Annotated in this window: 20 protein-coding genes; 12 read left to right on the top strand and 8 right to left on the bottom strand. The window is 63.1% G+C overall.

Features of this window, described 5'->3' with window-relative positions; all coding sequences use genetic code 11:
- Positions 1-105 precede the first annotated feature (105 nt).
- The 3 genes from A5892_RS08975 to A5892_RS08965 all read left to right on the top strand — a co-directional run bounded on the left by A5892_RS08975 (position 106) and on the right by A5892_RS08965 (position 3,010).
- Entirely contained in the window at positions 106-717 is a 612-nt protein-coding gene (locus A5892_RS08975) for a TetR/AcrR family transcriptional regulator (protein ID WP_064122519.1), read from the top strand.
- Positions 718-814: 97 nt separating this feature from the next.
- Positions 815-1,750: a S66 peptidase family protein gene (locus A5892_RS08970; protein ID WP_064122518.1), complete on the top strand. Its 936-nt coding sequence runs from the start codon at positions 815-817 to the stop codon at positions 1,748-1,750.
- Between the two features lie 123 nt (positions 1,751-1,873).
- Complete coding sequence (locus tag A5892_RS08965) at positions 1,874-3,010, top strand: FUSC family protein (protein WP_064122517.1); 1,137 nt, start codon at positions 1,874-1,876, stop codon at positions 3,008-3,010.
- Positions 3,011-3,031: 21 nt separating this feature from the next.
- On the opposite strand, the gene A5892_RS08960 is transcribed toward A5892_RS08965, so the two are convergent.
- Together A5892_RS08960 and A5892_RS08955 are read right to left on the bottom strand one after the other, a co-directional pair.
- Positions 3,032-3,394 carry a hypothetical protein gene (locus A5892_RS08960; RefSeq protein WP_150123515.1) on the bottom strand — a complete coding sequence of 121 codons (363 nt, stop codon included), beginning with the start codon at positions 3,392-3,394 and terminating at the stop codon, positions 3,032-3,034.
- On the bottom strand, positions 3,369-3,647 hold the full coding sequence (locus A5892_RS08955; RefSeq protein ID WP_064122515.1) for an FAD assembly factor SdhE: 279 nt from the start codon (positions 3,645-3,647) through the stop codon (positions 3,369-3,371). Before A5892_RS08955 ends, A5892_RS08960 begins: the two co-directional genes overlap by 26 nt.
- 221 nt (positions 3,648-3,868) lie before the next feature.
- Between A5892_RS08955 and A5892_RS08950 the strand changes: the two genes are divergently transcribed.
- The 3 genes from A5892_RS08950 to lapB all read left to right on the top strand — a co-directional run bounded on the left by A5892_RS08950 (position 3,869) and on the right by lapB (position 5,800).
- Entirely contained in the window at positions 3,869-4,165 is a 297-nt protein-coding gene (locus A5892_RS08950) for an integration host factor subunit beta (RefSeq protein WP_027350843.1), read from the top strand.
- 105 nt (positions 4,166-4,270) lie between these two features.
- Positions 4,271-4,576, top strand: a complete 306-nt coding sequence (locus tag A5892_RS08945) for a lipopolysaccharide assembly protein LapA domain-containing protein (protein ID WP_027350844.1) — start codon at positions 4,271-4,273, stop codon at positions 4,574-4,576.
- Entirely contained in the window at positions 4,577-5,800 is a 1,224-nt protein-coding gene (lapB, locus tag A5892_RS08940; protein WP_064122514.1) for a lipopolysaccharide assembly protein LapB, read from the top strand.
- A 24-nt stretch (positions 5,801-5,824) separates the two neighbouring features.
- Here lapB and pyrF read toward each other — a convergent pair whose 3' ends face one another.
- Positions 5,825-6,520 carry an orotidine-5'-phosphate decarboxylase gene (gene pyrF, locus A5892_RS08935; RefSeq protein WP_064122513.1) on the bottom strand — a complete coding sequence of 232 codons (696 nt, stop codon included), beginning with the start codon at positions 6,518-6,520 and terminating at the stop codon, positions 5,825-5,827.
- 234 nt (positions 6,521-6,754) lie between these two features.
- Here pyrF and A5892_RS08930 point away from each other — a divergent pair, with 234 nt between their 5' ends.
- The 4 genes from A5892_RS08930 (at position 6,755) to groL (ending at position 9,841) form a co-directional block, all read left to right on the top strand.
- The gene (locus A5892_RS08930; protein ID WP_064122512.1) at positions 6,755-7,021 is read left to right on the top strand and encodes a ComEA family DNA-binding protein; all 267 of its coding nucleotides are present in this window, start codon (positions 6,755-6,757) and stop codon (positions 7,019-7,021) included.
- A 115-nt stretch (positions 7,022-7,136) separates the two neighbouring features.
- Positions 7,137-7,622: an FxsA family protein gene (locus tag A5892_RS08925; RefSeq protein WP_064122511.1), complete on the top strand. Its 486-nt coding sequence runs from the start codon at positions 7,137-7,139 to the stop codon at positions 7,620-7,622.
- Between the two features lie 196 nt (positions 7,623-7,818).
- A complete protein-coding gene (locus A5892_RS08920; RefSeq protein ID WP_064122510.1) occupies positions 7,819-8,112 on the top strand; it encodes a co-chaperone GroES in 294 nt (97 codons plus the stop codon).
- A 91-nt stretch (positions 8,113-8,203) separates the two neighbouring features.
- A complete protein-coding gene (gene groL, locus A5892_RS08915) occupies positions 8,204-9,841 on the top strand; it encodes a chaperonin GroEL (RefSeq protein WP_064122509.1) in 1,638 nt (545 codons plus the stop codon).
- A gap of 164 nt (positions 9,842-10,005) precedes the next feature.
- Here groL and A5892_RS08910 read toward each other — a convergent pair whose 3' ends face one another.
- On the bottom strand, positions 10,006-10,392 hold the full coding sequence (locus A5892_RS08910; protein WP_064122508.1) for a MerR family transcriptional regulator: 387 nt from the start codon (positions 10,390-10,392) through the stop codon (positions 10,006-10,008).
- A 144-nt stretch (positions 10,393-10,536) separates the two neighbouring features.
- On the opposite strand from A5892_RS08910, the gene A5892_RS08905 reads away from it, so the two are divergent.
- Both A5892_RS08905 and A5892_RS08900 read left to right on the top strand, forming a co-directional pair.
- Entirely contained in the window at positions 10,537-11,388 is an 852-nt protein-coding gene (locus A5892_RS08905; RefSeq protein ID WP_223302837.1) for an alpha/beta fold hydrolase, read from the top strand.
- Positions 11,389-11,530: 142 nt separating this feature from the next.
- Positions 11,531-12,286, top strand: coding sequence for an RNA methyltransferase (locus tag A5892_RS08900; protein ID WP_223302836.1), 756 nt, complete (start codon positions 11,531-11,533; stop codon positions 12,284-12,286).
- Between the two features lie 141 nt (positions 12,287-12,427).
- Here the strand turns inward: A5892_RS08900 and rpsA are convergent, their stop codons facing one another.
- The 4 genes from rpsA to pheA all read right to left on the bottom strand — a co-directional run bounded on the left by rpsA (position 12,428) and on the right by pheA (position 18,365).
- The gene (gene rpsA / locus A5892_RS08895) at positions 12,428-14,104 is read right to left on the bottom strand and encodes a 30S ribosomal protein S1 (RefSeq protein WP_064122506.1); all 1,677 of its coding nucleotides are present in this window, start codon (positions 14,102-14,104) and stop codon (positions 12,428-12,430) included.
- A gap of 202 nt (positions 14,105-14,306) precedes the next feature.
- Complete coding sequence (gene cmk / locus A5892_RS08890; protein WP_064122505.1) at positions 14,307-14,981, bottom strand: (d)CMP kinase; 675 nt, start codon at positions 14,979-14,981, stop codon at positions 14,307-14,309.
- A complete protein-coding gene (locus A5892_RS08885) occupies positions 14,978-17,221 on the bottom strand; it encodes a bifunctional prephenate dehydrogenase/3-phosphoshikimate 1-carboxyvinyltransferase (protein WP_064122504.1) in 2,244 nt (747 codons plus the stop codon). The genes cmk and A5892_RS08885 overlap by 4 nt, the downstream gene beginning before the upstream one ends.
- Before the next feature lies 1 nt (position 17,222).
- Positions 17,223-18,365, bottom strand: coding sequence for a prephenate dehydratase (pheA, locus tag A5892_RS08880; RefSeq protein ID WP_082890347.1), 1,143 nt, complete (start codon positions 18,363-18,365; stop codon positions 17,223-17,225).
- Between the last annotated feature and the right edge of the window lie 48 nt (positions 18,366-18,413).

Here is an 18,413-nt window from a genome sequence, read left to right as displayed (position 1 = left end):
GCACCGGAAACGAAGGTAAGCTGGAACTCAGCAGGGTGCACAAATAATAGCACTCAGTGCGAACATTAATGCACTAAGTGCAAGTGCACAATAGGCCATTCAAGAATGTCGAAAACCCTCTCCTCCGCGGACACGGTACCTGTAGAAGGCTTGCGGGAACGCAAGCGCCGAGAAACACGTCAACGCATCGCCGATGCCGGGTGGCGCTTGTTCCTCGCCAACGGTTACGAAGGCACGACGCTGGATGTCATCGCGGCAGAAGCCGGCATCTCGCGGCGCACCTTTTTCTCCTACTTCAAGTCGAAAGACGACATCATCTTGTTCAGGCAAGACGCCAATTGGGCCGGCCTGTATGCCGACCTGCTGAAGGTATCGCCCGACGTACGGCCACTCGATGCCGTTCGCGATGTGATGGTGAAGCACGTCGCGCGCTATCCAACCGAGCAGATGACGGCCATCGACAAAGTCATGCGATCGAGCGAATCGCTTCTTGCGCGCAAGCAGACGTACTACGCAGAACAGGAGCAGGCGCTCTTCAACACGCTCTGTGAGGTCTGGCGGCAGCCCGAGCGCCGTACGGCACTTCGAATGGTGGCAATCGTAGCTATCGGCGCTGCGAGACTGACGACTCAGACATGGCATAGCCAAACGGGTCAGCGAAAACCGATGGCCAAGGTTCTCCGAGATGCCTTCGACAGTCTGAGATCCGAGCTTTGAGTAAGAGCTGTATCCTGGCAAGCACGTCCCGGACCATTTTTCGACGCGGTATCCGGCAACAGGCAGTTTTCAGCCAGAGCCCAGGAGTTCCACGCCAATGCCCTCTCCCCTCTGGAGATCCCAGAAGCGAATCGCCTTGATCGCCCCCGCCGGCGCAGTCGATGGCGCAGCCCTGGATGAGTGCCTGTCGCGCCTCGATTCGCTCGGTATCGAAGCACTGCCCAGTGACAATGTCAGCGCGCGCCACCGCTATCTCGCAGGTCACGTCGACGCCCGCCTCGATGATCTCTACCAGGCCTATGGACGTCCGGACGTCGATGCGGTCTGGTGCCTGCGCGGTGGCTATGGCTGCGCGCAGCTGCTCGACCGGATCGACTGGTCCCGCATCGATGCCGCGACACGGCGCCCGCTGATCGGCTACTCCGACATCAGCGCACTGCTGGTCGCTTTCGCCGCCCGGGGATTGGCCGCCATTCATGGGCCGGTCGCGTGCGAGGTCAACAAGCTCGAGCTCGAAGATCCTGAGCTATCGGCGAGGTCACCTCGCTGGCAGGCGATGACGTCGATCGCAGCGGTCATCGATGAATCCCAAGGAGCCCTTGCAGTCACGCCCTGGGGCAATGTCTCGCCGGCGAGCGGCCGCTTGCTGGGCGGCAACCTCACCGTCCTCGCCAGCCTCTGCGGCACCGCGGCGGCACTGCGCCTGGAAGCTCCCAGCCTGCTGCTGCTGGAAGACGTCGGCGAGCCGCTCTATCGGTTGGAGCGCAGTTTCTTCCAACTGCTCGAGAGCCTCGACAAGCGCTGGCTCAACGCTGTCTGCCTGGGCGAATTCCAGGACTGTCCCGTCCCTGGCAGTGCCTCATCGATCGCCGAGGTATTCACCGAATGGCTCGCCCCATACGACATAGCGCTCTACACCGGGCTGCCGATCGGCCACGGAGAGCGTAATCTGGCCTGGCCCTTCGGCGCTCAAGGTCGAATCGACGGTGCTAGGCTAAGCTTCACTCGAGCGCCCTGCCGAATGATTGAGTGATGGTCACGGACGGAGAATGCCGTCTGGTGATGACACGGCGGGCGAAGTATCATACTAAAGTATAACTTCTCTTCACTTCGATCGAACGCCAAGCTTCCTCCCAGCGCCGAGACGACATACGCGATGCCACTACTGCCGCCCCTCCGCGACCCGTTTTTCACCTATCGGCATCGCCAGCTGATCCACACCTTCCGTGCCGTTCTCGCCCTGGCGATCATCTTCGGTCTGCTGGCGCTGTTTCAGCTGCCCCATGGCAGCTGGGCACTGGTCAGCGCGCTGATGGTGATGGGGGGGCTGCCCCATGTCGGCGGCGTGCTCGACAAGGGGCTGCAGAGGCTGGCCGGCACCATTCTCGGCGGCCTGTTGGGGATTGCGCTCCTGCTTCTGCCGCTACCCTCCGCCATCTTCGCCAACGGCCTGACGCTCGCGGCGATCGGCGTCGCCACCTATGCCACCTTCACTTCACGCTACGGCTACAGCGCGCTGATGTTCGGCATCACCCTGCTGATGGTGGTCGGCGACGGCGACCCGGAAATATCCACCGCGCTGTGGCGCGCCGCCAATGTGGTGATCGGCACCAGCATCGCTATTCTCGTCACCCTCCTGGTACTGCCGCAGAAAGCCACCGATGTGCTGCGCTTCCTGCTCGCCGACAATCTCGACAAGCTCGCCCGGCTCTATCATTCGCATACCGCATCCAAGCGCCTCGACATCGAGCTCAGCGCCAAGCTGATGAAGACCGCCACCGCCCAGCTGGTCAAGCAGCGAGGCCTGATCGATGGGGTCCACCAGGAGGGCCGTATCAAGCGCGGGGCCCTGAACGATATCCTCTCGCTCGAACGGCGGATGATGTCGACCGTCGAGCTGCTGCTGGAGACCCATTGGGACACCCGCGACGGCCATGACCTGATCGAAGGACTGGAAGGGCTGCGCGAGGAGCAGCATCGCTTGGCGCGCGCGCTGGGCACGCTGGCGTTCCAGATCCGTACCGGCCAGTTGATCGACGTCAAGGTCGCGCCGTTCAGCCTGCAGCGCTACGCCGAGCGCGCGCTCGGCGCGAGCACCGAGAATGGCCGGCAGCTGTTCAGCCCGAGCGGCTATCTATGGCTCAATCGCGAACTTGCGCGCCAGACCAGCGCACTGGCCGCCAATCTCGGCAACATCCAGCGCCTGCCCAGCCAACGGCTCCAGCGGCGCGCCAACCATGACTACATGATCCACGACAAGCAGCGAATCCCTCACGAGACCAGCGGCATCTGAACGTAGACCCTCCCCCCAGGCTCAATGCTCGCTGCGCTGCCTGAGCCGTCTCCTCAGCCGCCAGAGCGTCTCCCCATCCGCGCTGTCGGGCCACAGCCAAAACACCCGTCCGTCGATCTTCAGCCCGATCACCAGCGGCGCGAGCCGAAAAGCGACGATGTCCACTTCCCGCTCGCGTTCGTCCTGCCAGCATGACCGTAAGGTCGACCAGCGCAGCGCAGGCGGCACTCTGCGTGTTTCGTACCAGCCCAGCCAGCAGAGCCCTGACCATGCAAGCAGGCCGAGGCGCCAATCAAGCCAAAACCACAGCGCCAGCGCGATCAAGGAGGCAATCCCCAGATGAGCGGCCAGCGCCAGCCTAGATGGGACGAACGTTGACCTCATCGCGCTCCCGGGCGTAAGCGACGATATCGTCGATGATCGGCTGCAGGCTCGCGTCGTCGCACAGCTCGCGACGCATCAGCCAGACGAACAGCTCCTGGTCTTCGCGAGCGAGCAGTCGCTGGAAGTCGAGCTGGCGCTGCGGGTCGAGGCTATCGAAACAGGCGTCGAAGAAGGGCCTCAGCATCATGTCGAGCTCCCACATGCCGCGCCGTGAGTGCCATTGGAGTCGTTTTCGAGATGCTTCGTCGAACAAGGGAATCTCTCCTGGAAGGGCCGCTTTCAGGCGGCCGTGGGTATAGCATCGGCAGCAGTATAAGGTGCCTGAACACCGTTGTCGGCGGGCCTGCCTAATGTCTTGTTTTTTCAGAATTGTTTTTCCCGGAGCTGGCCGCTATGCTGAGTCCGGAGGAATTGCCCCACGCAAACAAAAACAACCCTTAACCCCGAGGGATACCGAAGCTTGGAGAGCATCCGATGACCAAATCCGAATTGATCGAGCAGATTGCGGCGCAGCACGCCAATTTGTCGCTCAAGGAGGTTGAAACCGCCGTCCGCTTGATCCTCGATGACATCACCGAAACCCTTGCCAAGGGCGGTCGAGTGGAGATTCGCGGCTTCGGCAGCTTCTCGCTGCACTATCGCGAGCCCCGCGTCGGTCGCAATCCCAAGACCGGCGACGCGGTGCCCCTCGATGGTAAGTACGTTCCCCACTTCAAGCCCGGTAAAGAGCTCCGCGAGCAAGTCAACGCGAGCCGCGCGCTCGGCTACTGAACCCGCCGACCTCGAGCCCCGGTACACCCTTGGCGCTGCTAGAATGGTCGCTCAGGCCGTAGAGCGGCCATTCTCATCCCCTTCGCACAAAGGAATCGATCTCTCATGCGCTGGCTCAAAGGGCTGCTCCTGGCCATCATCTCCTTGGTCGTCGTGCTCTTCGGCATTCTCTTCGCGGTGCGCAACCAGCAGGCCATCCCGCTCGATGTGATCTGGATCGAACTGCCCCCCGCTTCGCTCGCGCTCTGGCTCCTCGCGACCCTGCTGCTCGGCGTGATACTCGGCATGGCGGCGATGACCGGACTCTACGTGAGGCTGCGCTCCGCATTAGCCCGCAGCCGGCGTGAGAACCGCCAGCAGCAGCTCGAGCTCGATCGCCTGCGTACCCAGGGGCTGAAGGAATCCCACTAGATGCGCGATATTCTCCTCTTCGTCGTCCTGCTCACCGCCCTGATGATCGGTTGGTGGCTCGGACGCCGGGGTTCGACGAAAAGGGGAAGGCGCATCGAGCAGCAAGGCACGGTCACGCTCTCGCGTGACTATTTCGTTGGACTCAACTTCCTTCTCACCGAACAGCCGGACCGCGCGATCGAGACCTTCGTACAGGCATTGGAGGTCAACAGCGAGACGATCGACACCCACATCACCCTCGGCAACCTGTTTCGCAGCAGGGGTGAAGCCGACCGCGCGGTGAAGATCCATCAGAACCTGCTCGCCCGCCCGGCGCTCAGTTCGCGCCAGAGCGACCAGGTCCAGCTGGAGCTCGCGCGTGACTTCATGCGCCTCGGGGTGCTCGATCGTGCCGAAGGGCTGCTCGATTCGCTGATCAAGCGCTGCCACGACGAGCAGATCCTCAACGCCGCGCGGCGGCTACTGATCGAACTGTTCGAACAGGAGAAGGAGTGGCAAGCGGCACTCGACGTGGCCAGCACCCAGCGATTACGCGACGATCCGCCTCTGCAGCGCGCGGCGGCGAACTGGCTTTGCGAACTGGCATTGGAAGAGTTCGAACGAGGACACATCGCGTCGGGACAGAAAAAGCTCAAGCAAGCGTTATCCACCTGTCCCAGCTCTGTACGCAGTCACTGGATCCAGGCGGAGCGTTTTCATGCCTTGGGCCGCTATCGCGATGAGATCAAAGCGTTGTCGAAAATTCCGCAGCAGGACCGAGAATTTTCTCCGATCATCCTCGAGCGCCTGGGCCGCTCCTACGACATGCTCGACGACGAACCCGGCCTGCTCGCGCACCTCGATCGGGCGCTGGAGCAGACCCCGAGCATCTCGGCGCTACTGATGAGGGCGCAGCGTGGCCTGCCACGCGAAGGGTTGGAGGCCACGGCGAAAAAACTCAGCGAGCGGCTCGAGCGGTTTCCCAACCTCCGCGGCGTCGTCTATCTCGCGGCACTCGACGTTGAGCGCATCGATCCGCAGCACCAGGCGGAGCGCCTGCTGATGCAGACCCTGCATCATCACCTGGAGCGCCTGGTCCAACGAGACCCGCGATTCGTCTGCCGCCACTGTGGTTTTCAGATCGAACGACTCTACTGGCACTGCCCTCAATGCCACGACTGGGAAACGATCAAGCCAATCGACGAGTTCCCGCCCCGAAGCGAAGCGCCCCACGCCGCGCATTGAGCGCAGCCGGGCTCACGACCGGGCTCAATGCCCCTCGATTTCGCGCAGTACTTCCGCCAGTGCCTTGGAAGGGTCGTCAGCCTGAGTGACCGGGCGCCCGATCACCAGGTGCGTACTGCCATCATCCAGCGCCTGCGCCGGCGTGGTGATGCGCTGCTGGTCGTTGGCGGCCGCGAACCAGGGGCGGATCCCAGGCGTCACCTTGAGGAAATCGTCTCCGCAGCACTGGCGCACCCTGCGCGCCTCGCGCGCCGAGCAGACCACGCCATCGAGCCCGGAGGCCTGGGCCAGCTGCGCCAGGCGCTCGACCTGCTCATCGATCGTCGAGGTGATACCGACCTCGGCCAGCTCGCTCCCGGCCAGGCTGGTCAACACGGTGACCGCGGTCAGCAGGGTCTTCATCGAGTGCTTCTCGAGGATGTCAGCCGCCGCTTCCATCATCCGCCGCCCTCCCGAGGCGTGGACGTTGACCATCCATACGCCCTGGTCCGCCGCCGCGAGCACCGCCTTGGCGACGGTGTTCGGGATGTCATGGAATTTCAGATCGAGGAATACCTCGAAACCACGGTTGCGCAACGCGCGCAGGACCAGCGGTCCCTCCGCAGTGAAGAGCTCCTTGCCGACCTTGACCCGACACGTCGCGGGGTCGAGCAGATCGGCGATTGCCAGCGCATCGTCCAGCTTTGCGTAGTCGAGGGCGATGATCAGGGGTGATTGCATGGGGAATCCTTCGTTGAAGAGAGACGGAGGGCGTCCCGGCGTCGGTGTTCCTGGCTGGGATCCACAACGCTCGTCGGCGTCGTTTATACCCTTCGCTTGGCGAGTTGGAAAGTGATCGCCATTGAGCCGGGCAGGTCATCCTTTCGTCCAAGGTCAAAAACCGACGAGTCGGGTCGATAGCTCTCATCGAGGGCATTTCCCTCCAACCGACATTTCCGCTTTCGGAGACCGACCATGAGCACCTATCTTCTGTCCCCCCTGCTCGCTGTGCTGCTGACGCTGGCCCAACCCGCCACGGCGCTCGAACCAGAACCGATCGATGTCAACACCGCCACCATCGAACAGCTAGTGCACCTGCCTGGCATCGGTCCGGCCAAGGCCCAGGCAATCATCGCCGAGCGAGAAGCGAATGGCCCCTTCCTCGATGCCATGGACCTGACTCGCACGGAAGGCATCGGTGCGGCGACCGTCAGTCTCCTCGAACAGCACCTGAGCTTCTGAGCCATTGCGGCGCGGCCTGCCGCGCCGCTTCACATCTGGATCACCCAGCACCATTGAAATCCGGCCAAGGAGCGCCCACTAGTAAGATCATTCCTTTACCTCCTTGGAACGCTCCATGCCGATTTTCATCTTCATCGCGCTTTACTTCCTCGCCGACCTGATCGCACTGATCCTGCTTGGCGGCCAGATCGGAGTGCTCGCCACGCTACTGCTGATCATCGGCACGGCGGTACTCGGCATCCAACTGATTCGCCGTGAAGGCATGCAGGCATTGCGCAACGCGCAGCTCAGCCTGCTTCAAGGACGAGCCAACCCTTCGGAATTGATCCGTGGCAGCACCCTGGTCATCGCCGGCTTCATGCTGCTGCTGCCGGGTCCGCTCAGCGACCTGGTCGGGCTCTGCTGCCTGGTGCCGCTGCTGATCCGGCGCTTGCGCGGCAACCCACCGGTGGAGCCCTATCACCCGGGACGGGACCGCACCGGAGGAGACACCTTCCACGGTCAAGCGCCCTCCCACGACGAGCGTACAGCCCAAAGCAATCAAACCAACCAAGGCCAGACCATTGAAGGGGAGTACATCGAGCACAAGCATCGCGATTGACTTTCACCAAGGTATGCTCCGGGCCGAAAAATTTGCCGAGCGCCCCTTGAAATGCAAAACCGCGACCACATTAATAGCCCGACATCGAGACGAGACGTTTGAGTTTTGGTCCGGGATACCGGCCAAGCCCCGCCGAGCCAGTGATGGCGAGGCGTCCGACATTCGAGTGACAGGTAACTTCAGGAGAACTTGAGCAATGAAAATTCGTCCCTTGCATGAGCGCGTCGTCGTTCGTCGCCTGGAAGAAGAGCAGAAGACCGCTGGCGGCATCGTGCTGCCGGGCAACGCGCAAGAAAAGCCGACTCGCGGTGAAATCCTGGCCATCGGCAAGGGTCGTATCCTCGAAAACGGCGAGGTTCGCCCGCTCGACGTCAAGGTCGGTGACAAAGTGATCTTCAAGGAAGGTTTCGGAGTCGAGAAACAGAAGATCGACGGTGAAGAAGTCCTGATCATGAGTGAGTCCGACATTCTTGGCGTGCTCGAGGCCTGATCGGCCATCTCGAACACCCGGTCGCCTTAGCGGCGACAAATGACACCTTCATCATTATTCGCCTACTGAATTAATTGAGGTAGACAGAGACATGGCAGCTAAGCAGATCAAGTTCGGTGATGACGCTCGCAAGCGGATGGCACGCGGTGTCAATGTTCTGGCCGACGCAGTCAAGACCACTCTCGGGCCAAAAGGACGTAACGTCGTTCTTGAGAAATCGTTCGGCGCGCCGACCGTGACCAAGGACGGTGTTTCCGTCGCGAAGGAAATCGAGCTCAAAGACAAGTTCGAGAACATGGGCGCGCAGATGGTCAAGGAAGTCGCTTCCAAGACCTCCGACGTCGCCGGCGACGGTACCACCACCGCCACCGTGCTGGCCCAGGCCATCGTCAACGAAGGCCTGAAAGGCGTCATCGCTGGCATGAACCCGATGGACCTCAAGCGCGGTATCGACAAGGCGATCATCGCCGCCGTCGCCGAGGTCAAGAAGCTCTCCGTCCCGTGCAAGGACTCCAAGGCCATCGCCCAGGTCGGTACCATCTCCGCCAATGGCGACGCCACCATCGGCCAGATCATCGCTGATGCGATGGAAAAGGTCGGCAAGGAAGGCGTCATCACCGTTGATGAAGGCCGTGGCTTCGAAGACGAGCTCGAAGTCGTCGAAGGCATGCAGTTCGATCGCGGTTACCTGTCGCCCTACTTCGTCACCAACCAGGAAACCATGGCGGTCGAGCTCGAAGACCCCTACATCCTGCTGGTCGACAAGAAAATCTCCAACATCCGCGAGCTGCTGCCGGTCCTCGAGGCAGTCGCCAAAGCCGGCAAGCCGCTGATGATCATCGCCGAAGACATCGAAGGCGAAGCGCTGGCCACCCTGGTGGTCAACAACATGCGCGGCATCGTCAAGGTCGCTGCCGCCAAGGCGCCGGGCTTCGGTGATCGCCGCAAGGCCATGCTGCAGGACATCGCGATCCTGACCGGCGGCACTGTGATCTCCGAGGAAGTCGGCCTAACCCTCGAACAGGCGACCGTCGAGCACCTGGGCAACGCGCGCCGCGTGACCATGTCCAAGGAAAACACCACCATCATCGATGGTGCTGGCGCCGAAGCGGACATCGAAGCACGTGTCGGCCAGATCCGTGCCCAGATCGAAGAGACCTCCTCCGACTACGATCGTGAGAAGCTTCAGGAGCGTGTCGCCAAACTGGCCGGCGGCGTCGCGGTCATCCGCGTTGGCGCAGCCACCGAAGTGGAGATGAAGGAGAAGAAGGCCCGCGTCGAAGACGCGCTTCACTCCACCCGCGCTGCGGTCGAAGAAGGTGTGGTTCCTGGCGGCGGCACCGCGCTGATCCGCGCGCTGACCAACCTCAAGGATCTCAAAGGCGACAACGAAGATCAGACCCACGGCATCCAGCTGGCGCTGCGCGCCTTCGAGGCACCGCTGCGTCAGATCGTCACCAACGCCGGTGAAGAAGCATCCGTCGTCGTCAACCGCGTCAAGGAAGGCGAAGGCAACTTCGGCTACAACGCGGCGACCGGCGAATACGGCGACCTGGCCGAAATGGGCGTTCTCGACCCGGCCAAGGTAACCCGTAGCGCGCTGCAGTCCGCAGGCTCCGTCGGTGGTCTGATGATCACCACCGAGGCGATGATCGCCGAGGATCCGGAAGAAAAAGCCTCGTCCGCGCCTGACATGGGCGGCATGGGTGGCATGGGCGGCATGATGTAAGTCACGCCCTCCCCGGCCAATCCAACGGCCGGTTAATGAAAGCCTCGCGCCCGCGCGAGGCTTTTTTATGGGCGCTACGCTGCGGCTCGTGCCGGTGCCCACTCCCTGGGGAGGCGCGGCGGGATGTAGCTAACAGCATCCCGGGGTGAAGATTGCCCGGTGCACTATTCCAATGGCGGGGCAGCGCCTTCGGCGAGCATCCTGCGCAAGCGCACGCGGCGACGTTCGAGATCGGCGATTTGCCGCTCCACCGAAGCCAGCCGCTTGCGCTGGACCTCGGAGGTTTCGGGGCAGGCCGCCGCGCCTTCGATCATGAGCATGCAGTCGGGAAACCCGCGAATCTCGGTCAGGCTGAAGCCGGCCGCGATCAGACGCTGAATCTGCCTGACCTGCACGATCGCCGTGGCCGAGAACGTACGGTAGCCGTTGCTGGCACGGCCGGAGGAGAGCAGACCGTGCTCGTCATAGTGGCGGAGCGAGCGCACGCTCGCTCCGGTTTCGCGGGCGAGCATGCCGATCGACATGGGATGCTTGGAAGTGGTCTGGTTCATGGAGCATAAGCGTAACACTCGGCGCTTGACCCTCACACCGGTGTGAGAGTTGAAACTGTCTCCATCTTCACTTTCAGGAGCCCTCTCATCATGCTTCACCCTAAGCTTGTTCGTGGTTTCCAAATAGTGATGGTGACCGTAATGATGGCCGTATCGGTCGTCGCGCTGGCGAGCACCAAGCACTACACCGTGACCGCGCCGGATGGGGTCACGCTCGCCGTCCAGGAATCAGGCGACCCCCACGGTCCCGCGGTCGTCTTCGTCCACGGGCTGCTCGGCAGCCATCTGAGCTGGGACGCACAGATGAGCAGCCCAGAGCTCCAGCGCTACCGGCTGATCACCTATGACCTGCGCGGTCACGGCCTATCAGGCAAGCCGACGAACGCCGATGCCTATACCGACGGGCGCCACTGGGCGGACGACCTAGCGGCAGTGATCGCAGCGTCGGATGCGCGTGGTCCCGTGCTGGTGGGATGGTCGCTGGGCGCCGCCGTAATCACGAACTACCTGGCCGCCTACGGCGACGAGCGCATCGCTGGTGCCGTCTATGTCGGCGGCGTTATCGAACTGCGCCCGGAGTTGATCGCGCCCCACCCCGACGTTTACCGCGATCTGGCATCGCCCGACTTGAAGACTCACCTCGATGCCGAGCGCACCTTCCTCACCCTATGCTTCGAGATTCAGCCCGACCCTATCACCTTCCAGCGCCTGCTCGCCAACGCGGCCCTGGCATCGCCGCAGATGCAGACCGCGGTGCTTTCGATGACCGTTGCCTCCGCCGAAGGCCTGGGCTCGACCCATAAGCCACTGATGCTGCTCTATGGCGCACGCGATTCGCTAGTGAACGCAGAGCACTCCATCGCCCGCGCCACGGCCCTGAACCCGCGCATCCGCAGCAAGCTCTATGCGCAGGCGGGCCACGCACCGTTCATCGAGGAGTCCGACCGCTTCGATCGCGATCTGTCGGATTTCATCGATGCAGCCAACCCCCGCTGATCAAGAATCGATGACCGCGCCCGGCGCGATGGCACCGGGCGCCGGCTCGCGGTGAACGATGTAGGGGCGGGACTCGGATACTCCGCTAACGCTGCCATCGATATAATGGCGCCTCGCCCTACGTCCGGACGCCACATCCTCCATGCCGATTACCACCAACGATCATCTGCTCGCCAATCTACGCGTCGTGCTGGTGCAGACCTACCATCCCGGCAACATCGGTGCCGCCGCTCGGGCAATGCGCACCATGGGTATAACGGCGTTGCACCTGATCAATCCCCGCGATTTTCCCGCCGAAGAAGCGAGCCGAATGGCGGCAGGGGCCGGCGAACTGCTAAAGCGGGCCCAGGTGCATGATTCACTTCAGGCAGCGGTCGGCGATTGCACGATGGTGATCGGTGCCAGCGCGCGCCTGAGGGAGCGGGCATTGCCTTGCTTCGAGGAGGGAGACGAGATGGGCCAAGCGGCAATGCACGCGGCACTGCATGGCCCAGTAGCGCTGGTCTTCGGCAGAGAGCGATTCGGCCTCACCAATGAGGAGCTGGATCACTGCACCCATCAGCTACGGCTACCCACCGACCCCAGCTACGGGATTCTCAATCTCGCCCAGGCGGTGCAGATCGCCTGCTATGAGCTGCGCAATGCCTGGCGTCGCGGCAACGGTGATAGGGATCCAGAGCGCATGGGGGAAATGCAGGGAGGGGAACCGCGGCCAAGCCGTGCCCAGCTTCAGTACTTCGATGAACTGCTGGTAGAGCTGCTTCGACCGACCGGATTTCTCAATCAGCCCCACGCCAAGACGCAGGAGAAGCTGCGCGCGATCATCCGTCGCAGCGAACCCAGCAAACGTGAGCTTTCGATGCTCACCGGGATGATCAAGGCACTGGCGGGAAAGTGACCCGGCGCACCGGGAAACGCTAACGGCCCTATCTCGTCGTGAACATCTGGACATGAAAAAACAGTGCCCCGGCGACATCGCACGGGGCACTGTTTCGATATCCGGCCTGATACGGCCGGACGATCATTGACCGATCAGTGATCAGTCCTGGCCGAGCTTCTGCTTGATCAGGTCGCCGATGGTGGTCGGACCCGCAGTCTCGGTCTCTTCGTCACGCAGCTTGCTCATCGCGCGGCGAGTATCCGCCTGGTCTTTAGCACGAACCGACAGGTTGATCATACGGTTCTTGCGGTCGACACCCACGATACGCGCTTCGACGCTGTCTCCAACGTTCATCACGGTACGAGCATCTTCGATGCGCTCCTCGGAGATCTCGGAGACCTTGAGAACCGCGACGACATCGGTCGCCAGCTCGACCAGCACTTCCTTGGCGTCGACTTCGGTCACGCGGCCGTTGACCAGCGCACCCTTGTCGTTGACGGCAAGGTATTCGGAGACCGGATCGCTTTCGAGCTGCTTGACACCCAGCGAGATGCGCTCACGCTCGGGATCGATCGACAGGATGACCGCCTCGGCTTCGTCACCCTTGCGGTAGCGACGAACGGCTTCTTCGCCCGCTTCCGACCAGGAGATGTCGGAGAGGTGGACCAGACCGTCGATGCCGCCGTTCAGGCCGATGAAGATACCGAAATCGGTGATCGACTTGATCGTGCCGGAAACCCGGTCGCCCTTGTTGAAGCGCGAGCTGAAGTCTTCCCACGGATTCGAGGTGCACTGCTTGATGCCAAGCGAGATGCGACGACGGTCTTCGTCGATATCGAGCACCATGACGTCTACTTCATCGCCAACCTGGACGACTTTCGACGGATGGATGTTCTTGTTGGTCCAGTCCATTTCGGACACGTGGACCAGACCTTCGACGCCCTCTTCCAGCTCGGCGAAGCAGCCGTAGTCGGTGAGGTTGGTGACCCGGGCGCGAACCTTGGTGTTTTCCGGGTAGCGAGCCTTGATGTTGACCCAAGGATCTTCGCCCAGCTGCTTGAGACCGAGGGAGACACGGTTGCGCTCGCGGTCGAACTTCAGCACCTTGACGTTGATCTCGTCGCCGACGGCGACGATTTCGGACGGATGCTTGATCCGCTTCCACGCCATGTCGGTGATGTGCAGCAGGCCATCGACGCCGCCGAGGTCGACGAAAGCGCCGTAATCGGTGAGGTTCTTGACGATACCCTTGATCTGCTGGCCTTCCTGCAGGGTGGCCAGCAGCGCTTCACGCTCGGCGCTGTTCTCGGCTTCGAGCACGGCACGGCGCGAGACGACGACGTTGTTGCGCTTGGCGTCGAGCTTGATGACCTTGAAATCGAGTTCTTTGTTCTCGAGATGGGCGGTGTCGCGGACCGGACGCACATCGACCAGCGAACCCGGCAGGAACGCACGGATCGAGTTGACGTCGACGGTGAAGCCACCCTTGACCTTGCCGTTGATCACGCCTTTGACGATCTGGTCGTCTTCGAAGGCCGCTTCGAGCTCTTTCCAAGCTTCGGCGCGTTTGGCCTTCTCGCGCGACAGGCGGGTTTCGCCGAAACCGTCCTCGACGGCTTCCAGCGCGACGCGAACTTCATCACCGACCTTGACGGTCAGCTGGCCGTTCTCGTCCTTGAACTGAGCGGCCGGAATCTGGCCTTCGGACTTCAGGCCGGCATTGACGGTGATCCAGTCACCATCGATGTCGACGATCGAAGCCAGAACGATGGCGCCCGGCTCCATGTTGATGTCGTTGAGAGACTGTTCAAACAGCTCGGCAAAGCTTTCGCTCATGTTATTCCTACGTGATCAACGTTAAGGCGGCAAAATCGCCGCGATCTCCACACCACCAGCGAGTGTGGGCCAGTGTGACGCTCCCCATGGACGTTAGCGCTGGTTAGAAGTGACGTACCTTTCAGACTGCGATTTCGGTATCGTCACCCCATGACGTCTTGATGGGGCATCCCAGAAGGGCTTTCCAGCCCGACTCAGTGGCTCAAAGCCCCCGTTCGGCGAGCAGTGCCCTGATGCGGGCGACTACTTCTGGAATCTCGAGTTCGGTGCTGTCGATCGTTATCGCATCCGCCGCCGGCTTGAGCGGAGAAACGGCGCGATTCCGATCACGTTCGTCCCGAACCCTGATCTCTTCCAAAAGGCTCTGAAGCGTAGCAGAACCACCATTTTCCCGCAACTGACCATACCGGCGACGGGCCCGCTCCTCGGCTGAGGCGGTCAGGAAAACCTTCAGCGGCGCATCGGGGAACACCACCGTGCCCATGTCGCGCCCATCGGCGACCAGCCCCGGCGCCCGACGAAATGCCCGCTGCCTCGCCAGCAGCGCGGTGCGCACGCTCGGCAGCGCGGCGATCACCGAGGCATCGGCACCGACCTGCTCGTTGCGGATCGTCTGACTCACTTCAACCCCGGCGAGCTCGATACGCGCCCCTCCCTCGGCGGCGATGAACGCCACCGGCAGCGATTCGGCGAGTGCCGCCACCGCAGGCTCATCATCCAACGCCACGCCTTTACGATTCGCGGCCAGCGCGGTCAAGCGATAGAGCGCGCCGGAGTCGAGCAGGTGCCAGCCCAACGCCTCGCTGATCAACGCAGAGACGGTGCCTTTGCCCGCGCCGCCCGGCCCGTCGATGGTGATCACCGGCGCATCGCTCATGCCCGCTCGACCTCGACCTGAAGGCGCATGCCGACCTGCTTGGTCAACGCCTCGAAGTTCGGAAACGAGGTCGCCACATTGGCGCAGTCGTCGATCACGATGTCGCCAGTGGCACGCAGCGCGGCCACGGTGAACGCCATCGCGATCCGGTGATCGCCGAGGCTGTCGACGCTACCGCCGCCGTAGGGGCCACCGACCACGTCGATACCGTCCTCCAGCACGCGATTAACGACGCCGAGGGCAGTGAGGCCGTCGGCCATCGCCTGGATCCGGTCGGACTCCTTGACCCGCAGCTCCTCTGCGCCCCGCAGCCGGGTGGTGCCCTGCGCATTGGCGGCGGCGACGAATAGCACGGGAAATTCGTCGATCGCCAGCGGCACCTGGTCCTGCGGGATATCGATCCCGTGCAGCTCGGCGTGGCGCACATGAATGTCGGCGACCGGCTCGCCGCCCACTTCGCGTTCGTCGAGCAGCGTGATGTCGGCACCCATCTCGCGCAGGATGTTGATCACCCCGATCCGGGTGGGGTTGATGCCGACGTGCTCGAGCACCAGGTCGGCTCCCGGGGTGATCGAAGCGGCCACGAGGAAGAAGGCCGCGGAAGAGATATCAGCGGGGACGTCGATCTTTCCACCGCTCAGGCGTCCGCCGCCCCGGATCGAGGCCACGGCGCCTTCGCGCGAAACCGGATAGCCGAAACCTTGGAGCATCCGCTCGGTGTGATCCCGCGTAGGTGCAGGCTCGCGCACCCGCGTCTCGCCTTCGGCATACATGCCAGCAAGCAGCAGGCAGGACTTCACCTGGGCGCTGGCCATCGGCATGTCATAGTCGACGCCGTGCAGCCGCTGACCGCCTTTGATCCTGAGCGGCGGGCGGCCGCCATCGCCGGTCTCGATCACCGCCCCCATCAGCCGCAGCGGATCGGCGACGCGATTCATCGGGCGCTTGCTCAGGGAAGCGTCGCCCGTGAGTTCGGTATCGAAGGCCTGGCCGGCCAGCAGGCCGGAAAAGAGCCGCATGCCGGTGCCTGAATTGCCCAGGTAGAGCGGCCCGGCCGGTTTGCGCAGGCCATGCAGGCCGACGCCGTGGATCCGCACCCGCCCCTGCTCGGGCCCCTCGATCACCACGCCCATGTCGCGAAATGCCTGTAGCGTAGCGAGACTGTCCTCGCCTTCGAGGAAGCCCTCGACGCTGGTTTCGCCCTCGGCGAGGGCACCGAGCATGATCGAGCGATGCGACATCGACTTGTCGCCAGGGACTCGGATGCGGCCTTCGACACGACCGCCGGCGGCAGCGCGATAGCGCACGTTGCGTTGTTCCATGTGGTGATAGCTCGCTTGGTAACTCGACTGATTCAACAAAGTCTGGAAATAGTGCCGCGCATGGTTCGCGCGAGTAAAGATGCCCAGCATCTCCTCACCGTCGCCGGCCTCGACCGCGTGGCGCAATCGCGCCACGCCCGCCTCGAACTCGTCGAGCGCATGCAGCACCGCGTCACGATTGCCGATGAAAATGTCGCGCCACATCACCGGATCGGAACCTGCGATACGGGTGAAATCGCGAAAGCCGCCGGCCGCGTAGCGGAATATCTCGAGCCGCTCGTCCTGCAGTGCCAGGGTATCGACCAGCGAGAAGGCGAGCAGATGCGGCAGATGGCTGGTGCGCGCGAGCACTTCGTCATGGCGCTCGACGCTCATCTCGAGCAGCTCGCCACCGAGCTTTTGCCACATTGCCCGCACCAGCGCCAGCGCCTCGGGTGAGGTATCCGCCTCGGGAGTGAGAATGATCCGGTGCTGGCGGTAAAGCGCGGGATTGGCCGCGGCCACGCCGCTGCGTTCGGCACCAGCGATCGGGTGGCCAAGCACCAGCCAGCCCGGCATGCTCCCGCATACCGCCACCACCGCCTCGCGCACCCGGCGCTTGACGCTGCCGACATCCGTCACCACGGGGGGAGACTGGCGCTTCGCCAGCAGCGGCGCGAGTCGTTCGAGCACCCGGTGGATCGACAGTACCGGCACCGCGAGCACGATCAGGTCGGCATCGCGCGCGACGGTCTCGAGACTCGCCTGGCGATCGATCACCCCCAGCGCCAATCCTTGCGCAAGCTCGCTGGGATCGAGATCGCAACCGAGCACCTCGCCGCCCCACCCTGCCTGCTTGAGCCCCGCGGCGATCGAGCCTCCGATCATCCCCAGCCCGACCACCGCGGTGCAGCGCGGCGCCTGTACCTTCGAGGTCATCTCAGAGTACGCCCACCGGATAGGAGCCGAGCACCTTGAGTTCGGCGGCGCGCAGTTGCACTTCCTCGAGCGCCGCCGCGACGACGGGATCCTCGCGATGCCCCTTGAGGTCGATGAAGAACACGTAGTTCCACACCCCGGTACGCGAAGGGCGGGTCTCCAGCCGGGTCATGTCGATCCCGTGGCGCTGGAAAGGCTCGATCAGCGCATGCAACGCGCCGGGCTGGTTGCGCATCGCCACTACCAGCGAGGTCTTGTCGTTGCCGCATGGCGGCACGTCATCGGTGGAGATGATCAAAAAGCGGGTCGAGTTGTCCGGACGGTCCTCGATCTTCTCAGCGATGATCTCCAGCCCATAGCGCCGAGCCGCCATGTCGCCGGCGATCGCAGCGCTGTGCCACTCGGTCTTGACCAGCCGCGCCGCCTCGGCATTGGAGGAGACCGCGACCCGTTCGGCCATCGGGTAGTGGGCGTCGAGCCATTTCCGACACTGGGCCAGCGACTGAGGGTGAGAGTAGATCCGAGAAATCTTCTGGCGCTGGGTATTCTGGCCGACCATCAGGTGATGGTGGATCCGCAGCACCACCTCGCCACATATCTTGAGCGCGGAACCGATGAAGGTATCCAGGGTGTGGTTGACCACCCCTTCGGTGGAGTTCTCCACCGGCACGACTCCGTAGTTGACCGCGCCCGCCTCCACCTCGCGGAACACGTCATCGATCGACGGCATCGGCTGGGTACTGGCCGAATCGCCGAAGTGCTTGAGCGCGGCCTGCTGGGTGAAGGTGCCCTCCGGCCCCAGGTAGGCGACCTGGATCGGCCGCTCCAGGGCGAGGCAGGCGGACATCACCTCGCGAAACAGCCGCGCCATCTCCTCGGCGGCCAACGGCCCGGGGTTGAGCGCCATGATCCGGCGCAGCACCTGGGCCTCACGCTCGGGCCGATAGAACACCGCATTGGCATCGTCGCTGAGCTTGACCCGCGCGACCTGCTGGGCGCAGCGCGCCCGAGCGCTGATCAGACCGAGCAGCTCGGTATCGATCTGGTCGATGCGCTGTCGCAGTTCGTCGAGACTCTCCAGCTGCTCGATGTCTCGACCGAGATCGTGCGGCGAAACGCCAGGGGCACAACGCTCTTCTGACATGGTTTGGTCCGTATGTGCGATAGCCTTCGAACACGGCGCGGCGTTTCC

The sequence above is a fragment of the Halotalea alkalilenta genome, from assembly GCF_001648175.1.
Classification (GTDB): Bacteria; Pseudomonadota; Gammaproteobacteria; order Pseudomonadales; family Halomonadaceae; genus Halotalea; species Halotalea alkalilenta_A.
The sequence above is the reverse complement of the archived record's forward strand: the minus strand, read 5'-3'. Positions and strand labels throughout refer to the sequence as shown.

Coding starts and splice junctions, on each gene's coding strand:
- cmk (WP_064122505.1), bottom strand. CDS start 14,981: ATGAGCGATGCGCCGGTGATCACCATCGACGGGCCGGGCGGCGCGGGC.
- A5892_RS08930 (WP_064122512.1), top strand. CDS start 6,755: ATGAGCACCTATCTTCTGTCCCCCCTGCTCGCTGTGCTGCTGACGCTG.
- A5892_RS08965 (WP_064122517.1), top strand. CDS start 1,874: ATGCCACTACTGCCGCCCCTCCGCGACCCGTTTTTCACCTATCGGCAT.
- groL (WP_064122509.1), top strand. CDS start 8,204: ATGGCAGCTAAGCAGATCAAGTTCGGTGATGACGCTCGCAAGCGGATG.
- A5892_RS08945 (WP_027350844.1), top strand. CDS start 4,271: ATGCGCTGGCTCAAAGGGCTGCTCCTGGCCATCATCTCCTTGGTCGTC.
- A5892_RS08975 (WP_064122519.1), top strand. CDS start 106: ATGTCGAAAACCCTCTCCTCCGCGGACACGGTACCTGTAGAAGGCTTG.
- pheA (WP_082890347.1), bottom strand. CDS start 18,365: ATGTCAGAAGAGCGTTGTGCCCCTGGCGTTTCGCCGCACGATCTCGGT.
- A5892_RS08920 (WP_064122510.1), top strand. CDS start 7,819: ATGAAAATTCGTCCCTTGCATGAGCGCGTCGTCGTTCGTCGCCTGGAA.
- A5892_RS08925 (WP_064122511.1), top strand. CDS start 7,137: ATGCCGATTTTCATCTTCATCGCGCTTTACTTCCTCGCCGACCTGATC.
- A5892_RS08905 (WP_223302837.1), top strand. CDS start 10,537: ATGGCCGTATCGGTCGTCGCGCTGGCGAGCACCAAGCACTACACCGTG.
- lapB (WP_064122514.1), top strand. CDS start 4,577: ATGCGCGATATTCTCCTCTTCGTCGTCCTGCTCACCGCCCTGATGATC.
- A5892_RS08885 (WP_064122504.1), bottom strand. CDS start 17,221: ATGACCTCGAAGGTACAGGCGCCGCGCTGCACCGCGGTGGTCGGGCTG.
- A5892_RS08960 (WP_150123515.1), bottom strand. CDS start 3,394: ATGAGGTCAACGTTCGTCCCATCTAGGCTGGCGCTGGCCGCTCATCTG.
- pyrF (WP_064122513.1), bottom strand. CDS start 6,520: ATGCAATCACCCCTGATCATCGCCCTCGACTACGCAAAGCTGGACGAT.
- A5892_RS08970 (WP_064122518.1), top strand. CDS start 815: ATGCCCTCTCCCCTCTGGAGATCCCAGAAGCGAATCGCCTTGATCGCC.
- A5892_RS08950 (WP_027350843.1), top strand. CDS start 3,869: ATGACCAAATCCGAATTGATCGAGCAGATTGCGGCGCAGCACGCCAAT.
- rpsA (WP_064122506.1), bottom strand. CDS start 14,104: ATGAGCGAAAGCTTTGCCGAGCTGTTTGAACAGTCTCTCAACGACATC.
- A5892_RS08900 (WP_223302836.1), top strand. CDS start 11,531: ATGCCGATTACCACCAACGATCATCTGCTCGCCAATCTACGCGTCGTG.
- A5892_RS08910 (WP_064122508.1), bottom strand. CDS start 10,392: ATGAACCAGACCACTTCCAAGCATCCCATGTCGATCGGCATGCTCGCC.